General features: G+C 68.4%; 12 protein-coding genes. 11 read left to right on the top strand and 1 reads right to left on the bottom strand.

The genetic code is table 11. The annotated features are described in order from the left end of the window. Positions 1–282 precede the first annotated feature (282 nt). Genes AB0C22_RS30340 through AB0C22_RS30360 form a run of 5 tightly spaced genes read left to right on the top strand, consistent with a single transcriptional unit; the run spans position 283 to position 9,013 of the window. Positions 283–2,244: a class I SAM-dependent DNA methyltransferase gene (locus AB0C22_RS30340; RefSeq protein WP_357538362.1), complete on the top strand. Its 1,962-nt coding sequence runs from the start codon at positions 283–285 to the stop codon at positions 2,242–2,244. Continuing rightward, positions 2,241–3,527 (top strand): restriction endonuclease subunit S, encoded by a 1,287-nt coding sequence (locus AB0C22_RS30345; RefSeq protein WP_357538364.1) that lies wholly within the window; start codon positions 2,241–2,243, stop codon positions 3,525–3,527. The genes AB0C22_RS30340 and AB0C22_RS30345 overlap by 4 nt, the downstream gene beginning before the upstream one ends. Further along, entirely contained in the window at positions 3,524–6,583 is a 3,060-nt protein-coding gene (locus AB0C22_RS30350) for a type I restriction endonuclease (RefSeq protein ID WP_357538366.1), read from the top strand. The genes AB0C22_RS30345 and AB0C22_RS30350 overlap by 4 nt, the downstream gene beginning before the upstream one ends. A 23-nt stretch (positions 6,584–6,606) precedes the next feature. Further along, positions 6,607–7,416, top strand: coding sequence for a hypothetical protein (locus tag AB0C22_RS30355; RefSeq protein ID WP_357538368.1), 810 nt, complete (start codon positions 6,607–6,609; stop codon positions 7,414–7,416). A gap of 16 nt (positions 7,417–7,432) precedes the next feature. Continuing rightward, positions 7,433–9,013 (top strand): serine/threonine-protein kinase, encoded by a 1,581-nt coding sequence (locus AB0C22_RS30360; protein ID WP_357538370.1) that lies wholly within the window; start codon positions 7,433–7,435, stop codon positions 9,011–9,013. Positions 9,014–9,037: 24 nt separating this feature from the next. On the opposite strand, the gene AB0C22_RS30365 is transcribed toward AB0C22_RS30360, so the two are convergent. Beyond that, positions 9,038–9,274 carry a GntR family transcriptional regulator gene (locus AB0C22_RS30365; protein WP_357538372.1) on the bottom strand — a complete coding sequence of 79 codons (237 nt, stop codon included), beginning with the start codon at positions 9,272–9,274 and terminating at the stop codon, positions 9,038–9,040. A gap of 115 nt (positions 9,275–9,389) precedes the next feature. Here AB0C22_RS30365 and AB0C22_RS30370 point away from each other — a divergent pair, with 115 nt between their 5' ends. The 6 genes from AB0C22_RS30370 to AB0C22_RS30395 all read left to right on the top strand — a co-directional run bounded on the left by AB0C22_RS30370 (position 9,390) and on the right by AB0C22_RS30395 (position 14,079). After that, a complete protein-coding gene (locus AB0C22_RS30370; protein WP_357538374.1) occupies positions 9,390–9,662 on the top strand; it encodes a hypothetical protein in 273 nt (90 codons plus the stop codon). Next, positions 9,655–10,536, top strand: a complete 882-nt coding sequence (locus AB0C22_RS30375) for a helix-turn-helix transcriptional regulator (RefSeq protein WP_219462166.1) — start codon at positions 9,655–9,657, stop codon at positions 10,534–10,536. Before AB0C22_RS30370 ends, AB0C22_RS30375 begins: the two co-directional genes overlap by 8 nt. 121 nt (positions 10,537–10,657) lie before the next feature. Next, on the top strand, positions 10,658–11,605 hold the full coding sequence (locus AB0C22_RS30380; RefSeq protein WP_357538377.1) for a hypothetical protein: 948 nt from the start codon (positions 10,658–10,660) through the stop codon (positions 11,603–11,605). A 523-nt stretch (positions 11,606–12,128) separates the two neighbouring features. Further along, positions 12,129–12,803 (top strand): DUF6308 family protein, encoded by a 675-nt coding sequence (locus AB0C22_RS30385; protein ID WP_357538379.1) that lies wholly within the window; start codon positions 12,129–12,131, stop codon positions 12,801–12,803. After that, a complete protein-coding gene (locus tag AB0C22_RS30390) occupies positions 12,800–13,078 on the top strand; it encodes a hypothetical protein (protein ID WP_357538381.1) in 279 nt (92 codons plus the stop codon). Before AB0C22_RS30385 ends, AB0C22_RS30390 begins: the two co-directional genes overlap by 4 nt. Further along, positions 13,075–14,079, top strand: a complete 1,005-nt coding sequence (locus tag AB0C22_RS30395; RefSeq protein ID WP_357538383.1) for a hypothetical protein — start codon at positions 13,075–13,077, stop codon at positions 14,077–14,079. The genes AB0C22_RS30390 and AB0C22_RS30395 overlap by 4 nt, the downstream gene beginning before the upstream one ends.

Below are 14,079 nucleotides of genomic sequence, written 5' to 3' on the forward strand. Positions count from 1 at the left end.
GGCCGCCGCTGCGGGCGACGCGCCGTCGGATATCCGACCCCGGTTCAGCGGGTCGGGGTCTCCGGCGCGAACCTGGCAGATCAGGCGGATCGCACCGGGCAACCCCCTCAGCAGGGGTGGAGATCGGCACACGCCACCCCATCCCGACGATCCGGACGAAGGTCGGCCACCCGTCGGTCATCGCCCGATGACGCCTGGTTGATCATCGTCACCGGGTGGGGGAGCACGTCGGGTGAGCCCGACAGCCATAATTCTTGACTCAGAGCAATCGAAAGGAACCTGGTGAGCACCAAGCACCAAGAGTTGGCGAACTTCATCTGGTCGGTGGCGGATCTGCTGCGGGGCGACTACAAGCAGTCCGAGTACGGTCGGGTGATCCTGCCGTTGACCGTGCTGCGTCGGCTCGACTGCGTGTTGGCGCCGACGAAGGACGCGGTGCTCGACCGGCACCGGCAGCTCAGGGCGTCGGGTGTGCAGAACGTGGATCCGGTGTTGCGGCGGGCGGCGGGGTTGTCGTTCTACAACACCAGTGAGATGTCGTTCCGTCGGTTGCTCGGTGACCAGGACCATGTGGCGTTGAACCTGCGCGCCTACATCGGTGGGTTCTCGCCCGGTGCGGTGGACGTGTTGGAGAAGTACGGCTTCGACACCCAGATCGGCCGGCTGGCCGAGGCGGGGCTGCTCTATCAGGTGGTGGCGAAGTTCGCCGACATCGACCTGCACCCGGACGTGGTGTCCAACCACCAGATGGGTTACGTCTTCGAGGAGCTGGTGCGCCGGTTCTCCGAGATCAGCAACGAGACCGCCGGTGAGCACTTCACCCCCCGCGAGGTCATCCGGTTGATGGTGAACCTGCTGCTGGCCCCCGACGAGGACGACCTGGTCACCCCGGGCATCGTCCGCAAGGTCTACGACCCGGCGTGTGGCACCGGTGGGATGCTCAGCGAGGCGCAGGAGCACATCGAGGCGCACAACGCGCACGCCACGGTCGAGGTGTACGGGCAGGAGCTGAACGGGGAGACGTACGCGATCTGCCGTTCGGACATGATGCTCAAGGGTGGCGACCCGACGAAGATCGCGTTCGGCAACTCGTTCAGCCAGGACGGCCACGACGGCGAGCGCTTCGACTACATGCTGGCCAACCCGCCGTTCGGGGTGGAGTGGAAGAAGGTCGAGAACTACGTCAAGGCCGAGCACGCCCGGGGTCACGCGGGTCGCTTCGGTGCCGGGCTGCCCCGGATCAACGACGGTTCGTTGCTGTTCCTCCAGCACATGATCTCGAAGATGAAGCGCCCCGAGGACGGCGGTAGCCGCCTGGCGATCGTGTTCAACGGTTCGCCGTTGTTCACCGGTGCGGCCGGGTCGGGGGAGTCGGAGATCCGCCGCTGGATCCTGGAGAACGACCTGCTCGAAGGCATCGTGGCCCTGCCCGACCAGCTCTTCTACAACACCGGCATCTCCACGTACTTCTGGATCCTCACCAACCGCAAGGACGCGTCCCGCCGCCGCAAGGTGGTGCTGCTCGACGGCCGCGACCACTGGACCAAGATGCGCAAGAGCCTCGGCGACAAACGCAAGATGCTTACCGACGACCACATCGCCGAGCTGACCCGGGCCTACGTGGACGCGCTGACCATCGCCGACGATCCGGAGCACCCGCAGCACGCCAAGGTGAAGGTCTTCGCCACCACCGACTTCGGCTACCAGCGGATCACCGTCGAACGCCCGCTGCGGCTGCGCTTCGAGGTCACCGACGAGACGGTCGCCCTGCTCGCCGAGGCGCGGGCCGTCCTCAAGTACGCCGACCGCGAGTCGCTGCTCGCCGGGGCCAGGTCCCTCATCGGTACGTCGTCCGCGACGCGCGCCGAATTCGCGATGCGGCTGAACGGGCTGGGGAAGCTGCCGGCGGCGGTGGAGAAGGCGGTGTGGGAGGCGTTCTCGGTCAGCGACCCAGAGGGGGAGGTGCAGACCGACCGCAAGGGCAGGCCGCTGCCGGACACGGACCTGCGCGACAACGAGAACGTGCCGCTCGACGAGGACATCCACGCCTACCTCAAACGCGAGGTCCTACCCCACGTCCCGGATGCCTGGATCGACGAGTCAAAGACCAAGACCGGCTACGAGATCCCGTTCACTCGGCATTTTCACCTCTACACGCCGCTGCGTCAGCTTCCAGCGATTGACGCCGAGATCAAGAAAATTGAGGCGGAAATTCAGGTGCTCCTTGCCGAGGTCGCCCGGTGACTTTTGCGAGCATGAAATTAAAGAGAGCTCTTGTTGCAAGTGCTGCTGGGGTATGGGGCGACGAGCCCACTCCCGAGCGTGGCGTACCCATTTTAAGGTCAACTGATATCGATATTAACGGTGTCATTGACCCGCGAAACGCCGCTCTGCGAGACCTGGCGCCGAGAGATCTTGCTGTTACTCGCTTGAGGGTTGGTGACCTCGTTGTAGTCAAGTCAAGTGGAAGTGACGCGCATTTAGGTAAGGCTGGGCTTGTTACGGCGGAGGTCGCAGCGGGAGGCTTCGGCTATTCCAACTTCCTGCAAAGGCTTCGCGTTAGTGCGTCATTTGAATCTCGTTTCGTGTGGTATTTCCTGAACAGCTCGCTGGTCAAAAATCAGGTCAAACTGCTTAGTTCTACATCAACTGGTCTTCAAAATTTGAGCGCCTCGCTGATTGGTGAGCTTGCTCTCCCTGTCCCATCGCTCGATGAACAGCGTCGCATTGCTAATTTTCTTGACGTCGAGACTGCCCGGATTGGACGGCTCGTTGGGGCGCGAAAGCGCCAATTGAAGCTTATTGAGGAGCGTGAACTAAGTCGGGTATTCAATGCCGTTTCCGGTTCGGAGGAACCGGGGCCGAGGAAAATCAGTGGACTTAGATGGATAAAGGATGTGCCAGTTGACTGGCCCGTGCTGACCGTTTCGAGTCAGTATGAGGTTTTGCTAGGTAAAATGCTTAATCAAGATCGGGTGCGAGGCAAGCACCTGCGGCCTTATCTGCGAAATTCTAATGTGCAGTGGGATCACATCGAAACGGAAGATCTGCTATGCATGGACTTCCCGCCTCACGAGCGGTCGCGCTATGAGGTGAGGGCGGGGGATTTGTTGATCTGCGAGGGAGGTCAGCCTGGTCGCTGTGCTGTATGGGATGGTGCCGTCAAGGAGATTTATTACCAGAAGGCTCTACACCGGGCGCGGTCCCGTGGTCGGAGTTCCGTTTGGTGGCTCTTCTATTGTCTTCGGGCTGCAACTGCTGTGGACGTTTTTTCGGCCGAGGGAAACAGTACGACCATTGGTCACCTCACAGGCGAGCAATTACGAGAACATCGCTTCCCTTTCCCCGAGCGAAAGATGCAAGACCGACTAGTGCTCCAATTGCAGGAGGCGGCAGAGTGGTCGAAGAAGACGGCATGTTCGCTTGCCGGTCAGGTCGATCTGTTTACTGAACGTAGGCAGGCCGTCATCACTGCTGCGGTCACTGGTGCCATCGACGTGACAACAGCCTCGGGGATGGACGCATGAGCCCTGTGCATCAGGAGCAGACATTTGAAGAGGCGATCGAGGGTGATCTCCTTGCCAAGGCTTGGCTGCGTGGGTTGGCTAGCAACTATGACCGGCAACTCGGCCTCGACACCGCCGAGCTATCCGCCTTCATCGGGGCGACCCAGCCGGAGGATTGGGCGCGGTTGCTGGCGTACCACGGGAACGATCCGGATGTGGCGCGGCGGGAGTTCGCGCAGTACCTCGCGAGGCAGCTCGACGAGCGTGGCCCGCTCGACGTCCTCCGCCGAGGCGTCAAGGACAAGGGCGTGCTGATCCGGCTGGCCTACTTCAAGCCGGCGCATGCCATCACCGACGACGCGCTCACCCTCTACCGGGCGAACCGGCTCACCGTCACCCGGCAACTCGCGTACTCGACAAGCAACAACAACACCCTCGACCTGGTGCTCTTCGTCAACGGCATCCCGCTGGCGACCGCCGAGCTGAAGAACCCGCTGACCGGGCAGACCGTCGAGGACGCCAAGGAGCAGTACCGCAGGACCCGCGACCCGAAGGAACTGCTCTTCGCCCGGCGTACCCTCGTGCATTTTGCGGTGGATCCCGACCTGGTCTTCGTCACGACGAAGCTGGCGGGGGAGAAGACGCGGTTCCTGCCGTTCAACACCGGGTCCAACGGGCCGGGGGCGTCCGGTGGTGCCGGAAACCCGCCCGTCGGGGCGAGCGGCTACCGCAGCTCCTACCTGTGGGAGCAGATCTGGCACCCGGACACCTGGCTGGACCTGATCCGCCGGTTCCTGCACACCGACCGCGAGTCCCAGGCGCTGATCTTCCCGCGTTACCACCAGTGGGACGCGGTGACCCGGCTGACCGCGCACGCGGCCCGGCACGGCTCCGGCCACAACTATCTCGTTATGCACTCGGCCGGGTCGGGCAAGTCGAACACCATCGCCTGGCTGGCGCACCGGCTGTCCAGCCTGCACACCGCGCACACCCTCGACGAGGGCACCCGCGCCACAGGGCTGCGCCCCGACGAACCGGTCTTCGACAAGGTCATCATCATCACCGACCGGGTGGTGCTCGACCGGCAGCTCCAGGACACGGTGTTCCAGTTCGAGCACGTGCCGGGCGTGGTGCAGCGGATCGACAAGGACTCCGCCCAGCTCGCCGCCGCCCTCCAGGGCGAGACCGCCAAGGTCGTCATCACCACCATGCAGAAGTTCCCCTACATCCTCAACCAGGTGCAGGGGCTGCGCGGCAAGCGGTTCGCCGTCATCGTCGACGAGGCGCACTCGTCGCAGTCCGGTGACTCGGCCGCCGCGTTGAAGAAGGTGCTGCTCCGGCTCGGCAGCGACGACGTGGACGAGACGGGCGACCTGCTCACCGCGTCCGCGTTGGCCCGGGGGCGGCACCAGACGCTGTCGTACTTCGCGTTCACCGCCACCCCCAAGGCGAAGACGCTTGAGCTGTTCGGCACCCCGCACCCGGTCACCGGGGACGCGCAGCCGTTCCACACCTACTCGATGCGGCAGGCCATCGAGGAGGGCTTCATCCTCGACGTGCTGCGCAACTACCTGACCTACAAGTCGTACTGGAAGCTGGCCAACGCCAACCCCGACGACCCGGAGGTCGACCCCAAGAAGGCCGGCGCGCAGCTCGCCCGCTTCGCCAGCCTGCACCCCACCATGCAGGCGCAGAAGGCCGAGATCATCGTCGAGCACTTCCGCAAGCACACCGCGTCGCGCCTCGGCGGGCGCGCGAAGGCCATGGTAGTCACCGCCTCCCGCGAGGGCGCCGTCCGCCTGCACACCGCCATCAGGAAGTACGTCGACCTGCACAGGTACCCCGGCTGTGACTCCCTCGTCGCGTTCTCCGGTGAGCTGGAGGTCGACGGCGTCGAATACACCGAGGCCCGGGTCAACGGCTTCGGCGAGGGCGAGCTGACCGACCGCTTCGCCTACACCGCCGCCGACGACAAGCACGCCGGCACGCCGAAGGCCAAGCAGGCGGTGGAATACCGGATCCTGGTGGTGGCCGAGAAATACCAGACCGGCTTCGATCAGCCGCTGCTGACCACGATGTACGTCGACAAGCTGCTCAAGAACGTGGCCGCCGTGCAGACCCTGTCCCGGCTCAACCGCATCCACCCGCTCAAGACCCAGGGCGACGTGTTCGTGCTCGACTTCGTCAACGAGGCCGGCGACGTCGCCGCGCACTTCCGGCCGTACTTCGAAACCGCCGCCACCACCCCGACCGACCCCAACCTGCTCTACACCGCGCAGCATGCGGTGACCGGATACCCGGTGCTCGTCGAGTCGGAGATGCAGGCGTACGCCGAGGCGCTGCTCGCCGCCGAGGCCAAGGCCACCACCGACACCGGCCTGCAACGGGCACACGCCGCGCTCTACCGCTTCACCGAACCGGCCGTCGACCGCTTCAAGGCCCTGGCCGAGCAGGACCCGGAGGCCGCAACCGGCTTCCGGTCCGCGCTGCGCGACTACACCCGGATGTACGCGTTCCTCAGCCAGGTCGTGCCCTACCACGACGAGGACCTGGAACGGCTCTACCTGTACGGCCGGGCGTTGCTCAACCGGCTGCCCCGCCAGCAGGACCCGTCCGTCGACATCGGTGAGGTGCAGCTGACCCACCTGCGGGTCAGCAAGACCGGTGAGCACGACGCGTCCCTGTCGCCGGAAGGTGAGCAGATGCTGCCCGGCTTCCTCGGCGGGGCGGTCGGCACGCAGAACGACCCCGACCGGGTGGCACTCTCCGAGCTGATCGACGCGTTCAACGACCGGTTCGGCATCGGGCTGGGGGAGGCCGACAAGGTCTGGGTCGAGCAGCAGATCGTCGCCCTGGCCGAGGACGGCACCCTCGAAGCCGCCGCCATGGTCAACGACGAGAGCAACTTCGGCGTGGTCTGCGACCGGCGGATCGAGGACGTGATCCTGTCCCGGCACGACGACAACGGCAAGCTCATGCAGCGCTACCTCGACGACGAGAGCCTGCGCTCCCAGCTCAACCAGTTCGCCCGCCGGCAGGCGTACCAGATGATCCGCCGCCGCAAGGGCATCGCCTGACCGCGTCTGTGAAAGGAGGACGGGTGCCCCCGTCCGACCACCCCTTCCAGGTCTGGATCGCCACGGACGACACGCAGACCGTGGTGGCTCTCGCCCCGCTCAAACTCTCCGGCGCGTCGCTGCGGCGCGAGTGGGGGAACGTCACCGACCTGAGGGCCGTGCCGGTGGCATCCGCCGGCACGAACGTCGTCGGACTCGTGGTGCTCGCCGCACTGGTCTTCCTCTTCACCCTCGGGCTGTGCCTGTGGCAGGCACCGTTCATGGTGATCTTCTTCCTGATCGCGTTGACGGTGGGCATCGGGCTGACCGTGGTGCTGTCGAAACCCGCACCGGCCCGGGTGGTTGCACCCGAGATCGCGAAGTTCCCGCAGATCCACCGGACCATCGCCTCGATCGAGTCGCGCCATGCGTTCTTCGGTCTCGTCGAACTGGCCGAACGTGCCGGGCGTACGCTGCCCGCACTGTCCGACGTGGTCGATCCGGTGGAAGGCGGCCAGTCACTCGCCGAAGCACTCTGGGTGGGGGCCGACGTGCTCAGTCGTCGGGACCACCTGCGACCGCCGGCACCCCGCAGCCAGCAGCAGCCGATACCCGCGACGGGCCGCGCCGCCGACGCCCTGTCCGCGCAGCGCGAGGTGGCCAGGGGCCGATGGGCGCAGGTCAGCAGCGAACTGGGCCGGCTACAGACCGCCCTCGAACTCGCGGCCGTCGCCGGCGAGAACGCCGAACACGACCAGGACGCCCTGGTCGCGGGCCAGGAGGCGTACCGGGAACTGGCCGAGCTGTACGACGGCGGAGCCGAGCCCACCGACGACGAGCAGCGGCGACCGTGACGACGGTGGGATGCTGATGCGGGCGCAGGAGCGGGTGGCGGACCGGTACGAGCTGACCTATCCGGTAGGCCACGGCGGCATGGGGGAGGTGTGGGCCGGGTTCGACGAGAAGCTTGACCGGCCGGTGGCGATCAAGTTCCTCCGGCAGCTCACCGTCCCCGAAGGCGAGCGGGAGAACGCGGTCGAACGCTTCATGCGGGAGGCCCGGGTCACCGCCCGGCTCGACCATCCGGGGGTGCCGAGCGTCCACGACGTCGGCTACCACGGTGACGACATCTACCTCGTCATGCAACTCGTGCCGGGGATGGTGCTGGCCGACCTGATCGCCGAACGTGGCCCGCTGTCGGTGCCGTGGTCCGCCGCGATCGGTGCCCAGATCTGCTCGGTGCTGGCCGCCGCCCACGTGGCGTCCCTCGTGCACCGGGATCTCAAGCCGCAGAACCTGATGGTCACTCCGACCGGCACGGTGAAGGTGCTCGACTTCGGGGTGGCCGCGCTGCTCGGCCCCACCGACGGCCCCCGGCTCACCGCCACCGGGCACACCCTGGGCACACCCACCTACATGGCTCCCGAGCAGGCCCTGAGCAGCGTGGTCGGCCCGCGCGCCGACCTGTACGCGCTCGGCTGCGTGCTCTTCGAGCTGCTGACCGGCAGCCCGCCCTACCGGGCCGACAGTCCCCTCGGCATGCTGCACCGGCACCTGAACGACCCGGTCCCGTCGGTCGCCGAGCACCGGGCCGGCGTGCCCGACGGGCTGGTGCGACTCGTGACCCACCTGCTGGCCAAGGACCCACAGCACCGGCCGGCGTCAGCCGCCGAGGTGTACGAGATCCTGATGCCCTTCGGCAGCGTCGCGCCGGAGATCGCGGCCGACCTGGCAGTCACCGTCGCCGACGGGCAGGTGGTGGACCCGACCCTGCCCTACCGCTACCCCTTCGGCCCGGTGCCGCAACAGGAACCGCTGCCGCCGGCCCGGCGGGACGTCGTGCCCCGGCCGGTGCCGGTGGACCGCGTCCAGCCACCCTCGTTCGAGGAGCTTGCCGAGGCGCAGGACCGGGCCTGGGAACTGGCCGAGCAGGAGCGCTTCACCCAGGCTGCCGAGCTGCTCGAAACGGCCTTGCGGAACGTTCCGAAGGGGCAGGTCAAGCTGCCGAGAATCCTCGAACTGCGGTTGAACCTGGCCAACCTCCACGTCCTCGCCGGTGCCTACCGCCAGGCGTTGCCCGAGTTCCAGCGGCTCGTCGGCGACCTACGGCAGCGTCCCGTACCGGACCAGGAGCTGATCTGGGGATGCCGGCAACAGGCGGCGGTGTGTCAGGTCGAGCTGGGCGAGGCTACGGCGGCGCTGACCGAGTTGCGCTCCCTGCTCGCAGAGCAACGGCAGGCGGTGGCGGACCCGGCGGACCTGTTCGAGCTCCGTCAGCAGATCGCTGCGCTCGCCGCCGGCATCGGTGCCGTGGCCGACGCCAGGCGGCAGCTCGAAGACCTGCTCGGCGACGTGCGCGGGCGGTACGGCGCGCAGGCACCGGCCGCCGCCGAGATCGAAGCGCTCCTCGCCAACCTCGACCGCCTCGGAGACGGCAGCACGAGCCCCTGACATGCGGATTCGCGCCGCAGCGGGCTACGAGGTCTGCTGCGGCGAACCGGCGACGAAGACACCGATGCCCTGCCTGCCCTCTAAGACGCCCGACTCGATCAGGATGTCGATCGCCTTCCGGACGGTCACGCCCGAGGTGTCGTACTGGTCGGCGAGCTCCCTGGTCGTCGGCAGCTTGTCGCCGGGCTTGAGGATCCCGGCGCTGATCCGGTCCAGGATGTCCTGCCGGATCCTTCGCCACAGCGGCACGTACGGCACCATGCGCCGACTCCATCACGGCCGACTTGACGTGGTGCAACCTATGCCTTGTTTAAAGTCTATGGCTTGAATAGCTTGTTTGGTTGTAAACTTGCGTGGGTCATGAAGGGGAGGCGGCATGGGTAGGCGGTGGAAGTGGTTTCTGCGGTCGGGGACGGTCGCGGTGGACCTGACCGCGCAGGTGGTGCCCGACGGGGACGATCCGGGGCGCTGGCGGCGCAGGACGGTCGAGGGCGTCGTACCCGATGGGGTGGCGACGTCGCGGTGCGATGGCGCGACCGTCTACGAGTGGCCGGCGCGGCGGCGGGCGGGGGACGTGCCCAACCAGCGCGCGGACCGCTACCGGGCACGGTTGCCCCGCCAGCGGCGTCGGGAGGGTTCCGATGGTTGAGGTCACGGGCTCGTCGGTGCCGCGTCGGCACCTCGGACGGGTGCTGCGGGAGTTGCGCACCGAGGCGTGCATGACGCTGGACGCGGCGGCCGAGGCGCTGGAGTGCAGCCGGCACAAGATGTGGCGCATCGAAAGCGGCCTCGGCATGGTGCGCGGGGTCGACGTGCGGGCCATGTGCGAGCTGTATGGGGCGCGGCGCGCGCTGACCGCCGCACTGGTCGCGCTGGCCGGCGAGACGCGGGGAAGGGGCTGGTGGCACGCGTACGGGGACCCCGTACCCGAATGGTTCGACCTCTACGGCGGCCTGGAGTCCGCCGCGTGCCGGCTCCGCGAGCACGCCGGGGCGCTCGTCCCCGCCCTGTTGCAGACCCGGGCGTACGCCGCCGCGACCTGCCCGCACCGGCCCGGCGCGACCGACGACGAGCGGGAACGGCCGGTCGAGGCGCGGCTGCGGCGGCAGGACCTGCTCCGACGGCGACTGCCCCGACCGCCGCGCTACGAGGTGCTGCTCTGCGAGGCGGTGCTGTTGCGGGAGGTGGGCGGCGCGGCGGCCATGGCCGGACAGCTCCGGCACCTGGCGAAGGTGAGCCGGTTGCCGCAGGTGTCGATCCGGGTGCTGCCGCTGGCCGCCGGGGCGCACGACGGGGCGCTCACCGGCTCGTTCGTCCTGCTGGAATTCCCGCTCGGCCTGCGCGCCGACCCCGACCCGCCGGTGGTCTACCAGGAGTCGTTGACCGGGGCGCTCTACCTCGACCGGCCGGCGGAGTGGGCCGCCTACGAGCAGGTCTGGGCGGGCCTGGACGGGGTGGCCCTGGACGAGGAGGAGTCACGCCGGCTGATCGTCAAGATCGGCGAGGAGCTGCACCCCGGCTGACCGGCCCCGATGACCGTGGAGCCTTGACGAGGATCGTGCCGGTGAGGCACACCGGCATTCGTGTCGTCGGCGCACCCGACGGAGACCCCGACCCGTCGGGTGCGTGAGGAAGGATGGGGGTATGCAGAGCTTCCTGACCCCGGAGCAGATCGCCCAGCGGACCCGGCGTGCGGTCGACGCGGCCGTCCACGCCGGACGCGCCCGGGGGCTCGACGTGACCGACGCCCGCGTGCTCTACGAAGCCTTCTCCGTGGTCGTGCACCTCGCGCCGTCGCCGGTCGTGGCCCGGGTGCCCACGGTCCTGCCCGCTTATGCGGACCTCGACAGTGTGGCCGGTCGGCAGCGGGCGGAACTGGACGTGACGGCATGGCTCACCGAGCGGGGCGTGCCGGTCATCCCGCCCAGCCCCCTCGTGCCCCGCGAACCCGTCCGACACGACGGTTTCTCGATGACGTTCTGGCAGCTGATCGAGCTGGCCCCGGCCGGGGAACCCGACTACGTGGCGAACTGCGGCCTCGTCCCCGAACTGCACGCCGCGCTGCGCCACTACCCGGGTGAGTTGTCGTTCCTGTCCGCCGCCGAACCGCAGTTCGTCGAGGACGGCCTCGTCGCGCTCGACGGCCAGCCCGAGCTCATCGACCCGGCCGACCTGGACCGCGCCCGCCGCGAATGGCAGGTGCTGGCACCACTCGTACGCTCCCGCGAACTGTTCGAGAAGACCTTTCCCGGGGTCGACCTCCAACCCGTCCACGGGGACTCCCCGGTCGTGAACATGGTCGCCGGGGTGGACGGGTACCGCTACGCCGACTTCGAGATGGTGACGCTGGGACCCGTCGAGTGGGACGTCGTCGGCGTCGGTCCGGAGGGGGAAGCCGCCTACCGGAGTGCGGCGCAGCTTCGGGACATGCGGCAGCTCGACGAGGGCGTGCTGCGCCTCGTGACGGCGGTGGGGATGCTGCGGGGCGTCGCCTGTCTCACCCTGGCCCCCCAGTTGCCGATGCTGGCGGACGCCCTCGGCGGCATGCTCGACCAGTGGCGGTCTATGCCGTTCGCCGGAGGGCTCCGCTGACGGCGGCGACGAGCCCCGCGCGGTCGTGCTGATCGTCGCATCGTTCGTGGCCGCCCAGGTACCTCAAACCACCCGTCGCCCGGTCAGCCCCGATCTGCTCCGGCCCGTCCCGCTCGCTCACGTCGGTCGAACCGAGTCGGGCCCGGTAGGTCGAACCGCTCGCCGGGAGCACGCCCACGAGAGCCGGACCTGCATCGTCCGTTCGTGCGGGCATCCGGTAGGGCTGCTCGACCATCGCCGGAGGTGGCAACGAGCCGCGTGATCCCCGCCCCGCTGGTTGTCGTGTTTCTGACGCGGCGGCGGTCGCCATCGACGCGGATGGCGATGTGCGCCCGCTCCCCGGTCTCGCTGACGGTACGAAAGCGCAGGTGAGCGAGGACTGCGGCGGCGTTCTCCTCGGCCGTTCACGAGCGAGGGCGGTGCCCTGCCGTGGTGTTGCCCCACCGGTCGTCGATCTGGTTGTGTTGCCGACTCTCGTACCTGTCGTTCGCTGCTGGTGAGCACGAGCCCTCGAAGGAGAAACGTGCCGCAACCCCTGACTCTCGCCGAGATGCTGGCCGTGCTCGACGATCCCCGGTCGGTCTCCGACCTGCACAGTTACTACCTGGCCACCGGCGACGCGGCGTTCACCGGCGGACAGTTCGACCAACTCGGTGGTGGCGGTAGCCGCCCCGAGACGGCCGGCACCATCACCGCCGAAGACCTCGTCGCGGTGGAACTGCTCGGTGTACGGGTGCCCCCACGGCAGGCACTCGACCTGTTGCAGGGGCAGCCCGGTGAACGGATCGCCGCCGACCTGGCAAGGATTCCGGTCGACGTCGCGCTGGGCACCGATGAGGCGTACCCACTGGTGGTGGCGGGCGGTGCCGCGGACGCTGCGTGGCGGGCGCTGCGTGACACGAACGGCATCGGATGGGTCATCGCCGGCAAGGTGCTCGCCCGCAAGCGTCCGAAGCTGGTGCCGGTGTACGACACGGTGGTGTCCTGCGCCTACCGCACCGGCACCGGCTTCTGGGAGTGGCTGCACGGCATGCTCCGTGAGGAGGAGGGCGTATTGGGGCAGCGGCTTCGGGCACTGCACGAGAAGGCGGTCCTGCCCGAGGCGGTGAGTATGCTCCGCGTCCTCGACGTGGTGTTCTGGATGCGGCACCGCCACGAGCACAGCAGCAACCACTGCGCGGGAATCCGCCGGCCATGAGCCAGGACGAGCGGGAGTTCACCGTACGCCTCCGGGGCGTGGGACCGGGCCGGTACGCCGACATCGTCAACGCGGTGTGGTTGCAGATGCAGGCGGTCGGCTGCGACTTCACCGTCACCCCGGACGGGCATGTGAAGGCGGCTGCACTCGACGCCCGCTGGGACGACTACAGCAAGGTGTCCTGGACAGAAGGCGGCCGGGGCGGGACCCCACAGGCCAAGGCGGCCCGTGCCCATCGGTCCCGCAACCGGCGCTCCGCCGGCACCGGCGGATGACGACGCGACGGCCTAGGGCCAGCCGACCCACGGAGTGCATCTGCGTCAACTGCGGTGAGGTGGTGCACGGGCGGGCGAACACCCGTCAGCGCGGCCCGGACACCGCCTGGTTCGCCCACTGCCGACCCTGCGCGGATCTGATCGCCGACCAGATGCAACCGCTCGGCCTGCTGCCGGGCGGGGGCGTCGACGTCTATCAGTGCCGCAGCTGCGGCAGCCTCCGGGTCTGCCGTACCGGCTGGCGGACCCGGTGCCACATCTGCCTGGACGAGCGGTCCGCCGGGCTGAGCCTGGCCGCCGGCAACCGCCTGCTGGCCCGGCTACCGGACGAACCCGGACTCGCCGACCAGGTACGCCACTTCGCCGGCCTGGCCGACACCGACACCATCCCCACCCGGGCCGCCGCCGAGTTCCAGGCCGCGATCGCCCTCGGCGAGGAACTCGACCGGCACCGCCGCGACGGCTGGATCGACCTGGCCGGCGACGTCCACGGCCTACCGTGGTACGGCGAACGGCAGGCACCCTACTCGCACGGGATCTGGGGCCTGCACCTGCGCTGCGACTCGTGGCAACGGCTGCGTGACCGCACCTGCGCCCAGTGCCCACCTGAGCCCGACGACCGGACCTTCGCCGCGCTGCGGGACACGCCGTACCTGCTGTATCTGGTGCGGCACCGCGGCTTGCTGAAGTTCGGCGTCGGCGGGGCGAGCCGGGTACGTCAACACCTGCGGGCGGGTGCCCAACTGGTGGAGGTCGTCGAGGGTCGGCACGCGGACGTCATCGAGGCGGAGGCGGTCCTCAAGCGGCAGAAACGGGCCGCGGGGGAGTCGTTGCGCTGGTGGCGTACCCGGCGGATGCCGGAGTCGTTCGGCGCGGGCACCGAAGTGGTCCGGAACGGAGTACGGATCAGGCTCGGCGACTACCTGCGTGACGGAATCGACGTGACCAGCCGGTTCACGAACGCTGCTGGCGCAGGGCGTGAGGAGGCCCCGCCATCCTGA

Source organism: Micromonospora sp. NPDC048894 (assembly GCF_040649765.1).
Taxonomy (GTDB): Bacteria; Actinomycetota; Actinomycetes; order Mycobacteriales; family Micromonosporaceae; genus Micromonospora; species Micromonospora antibiotica.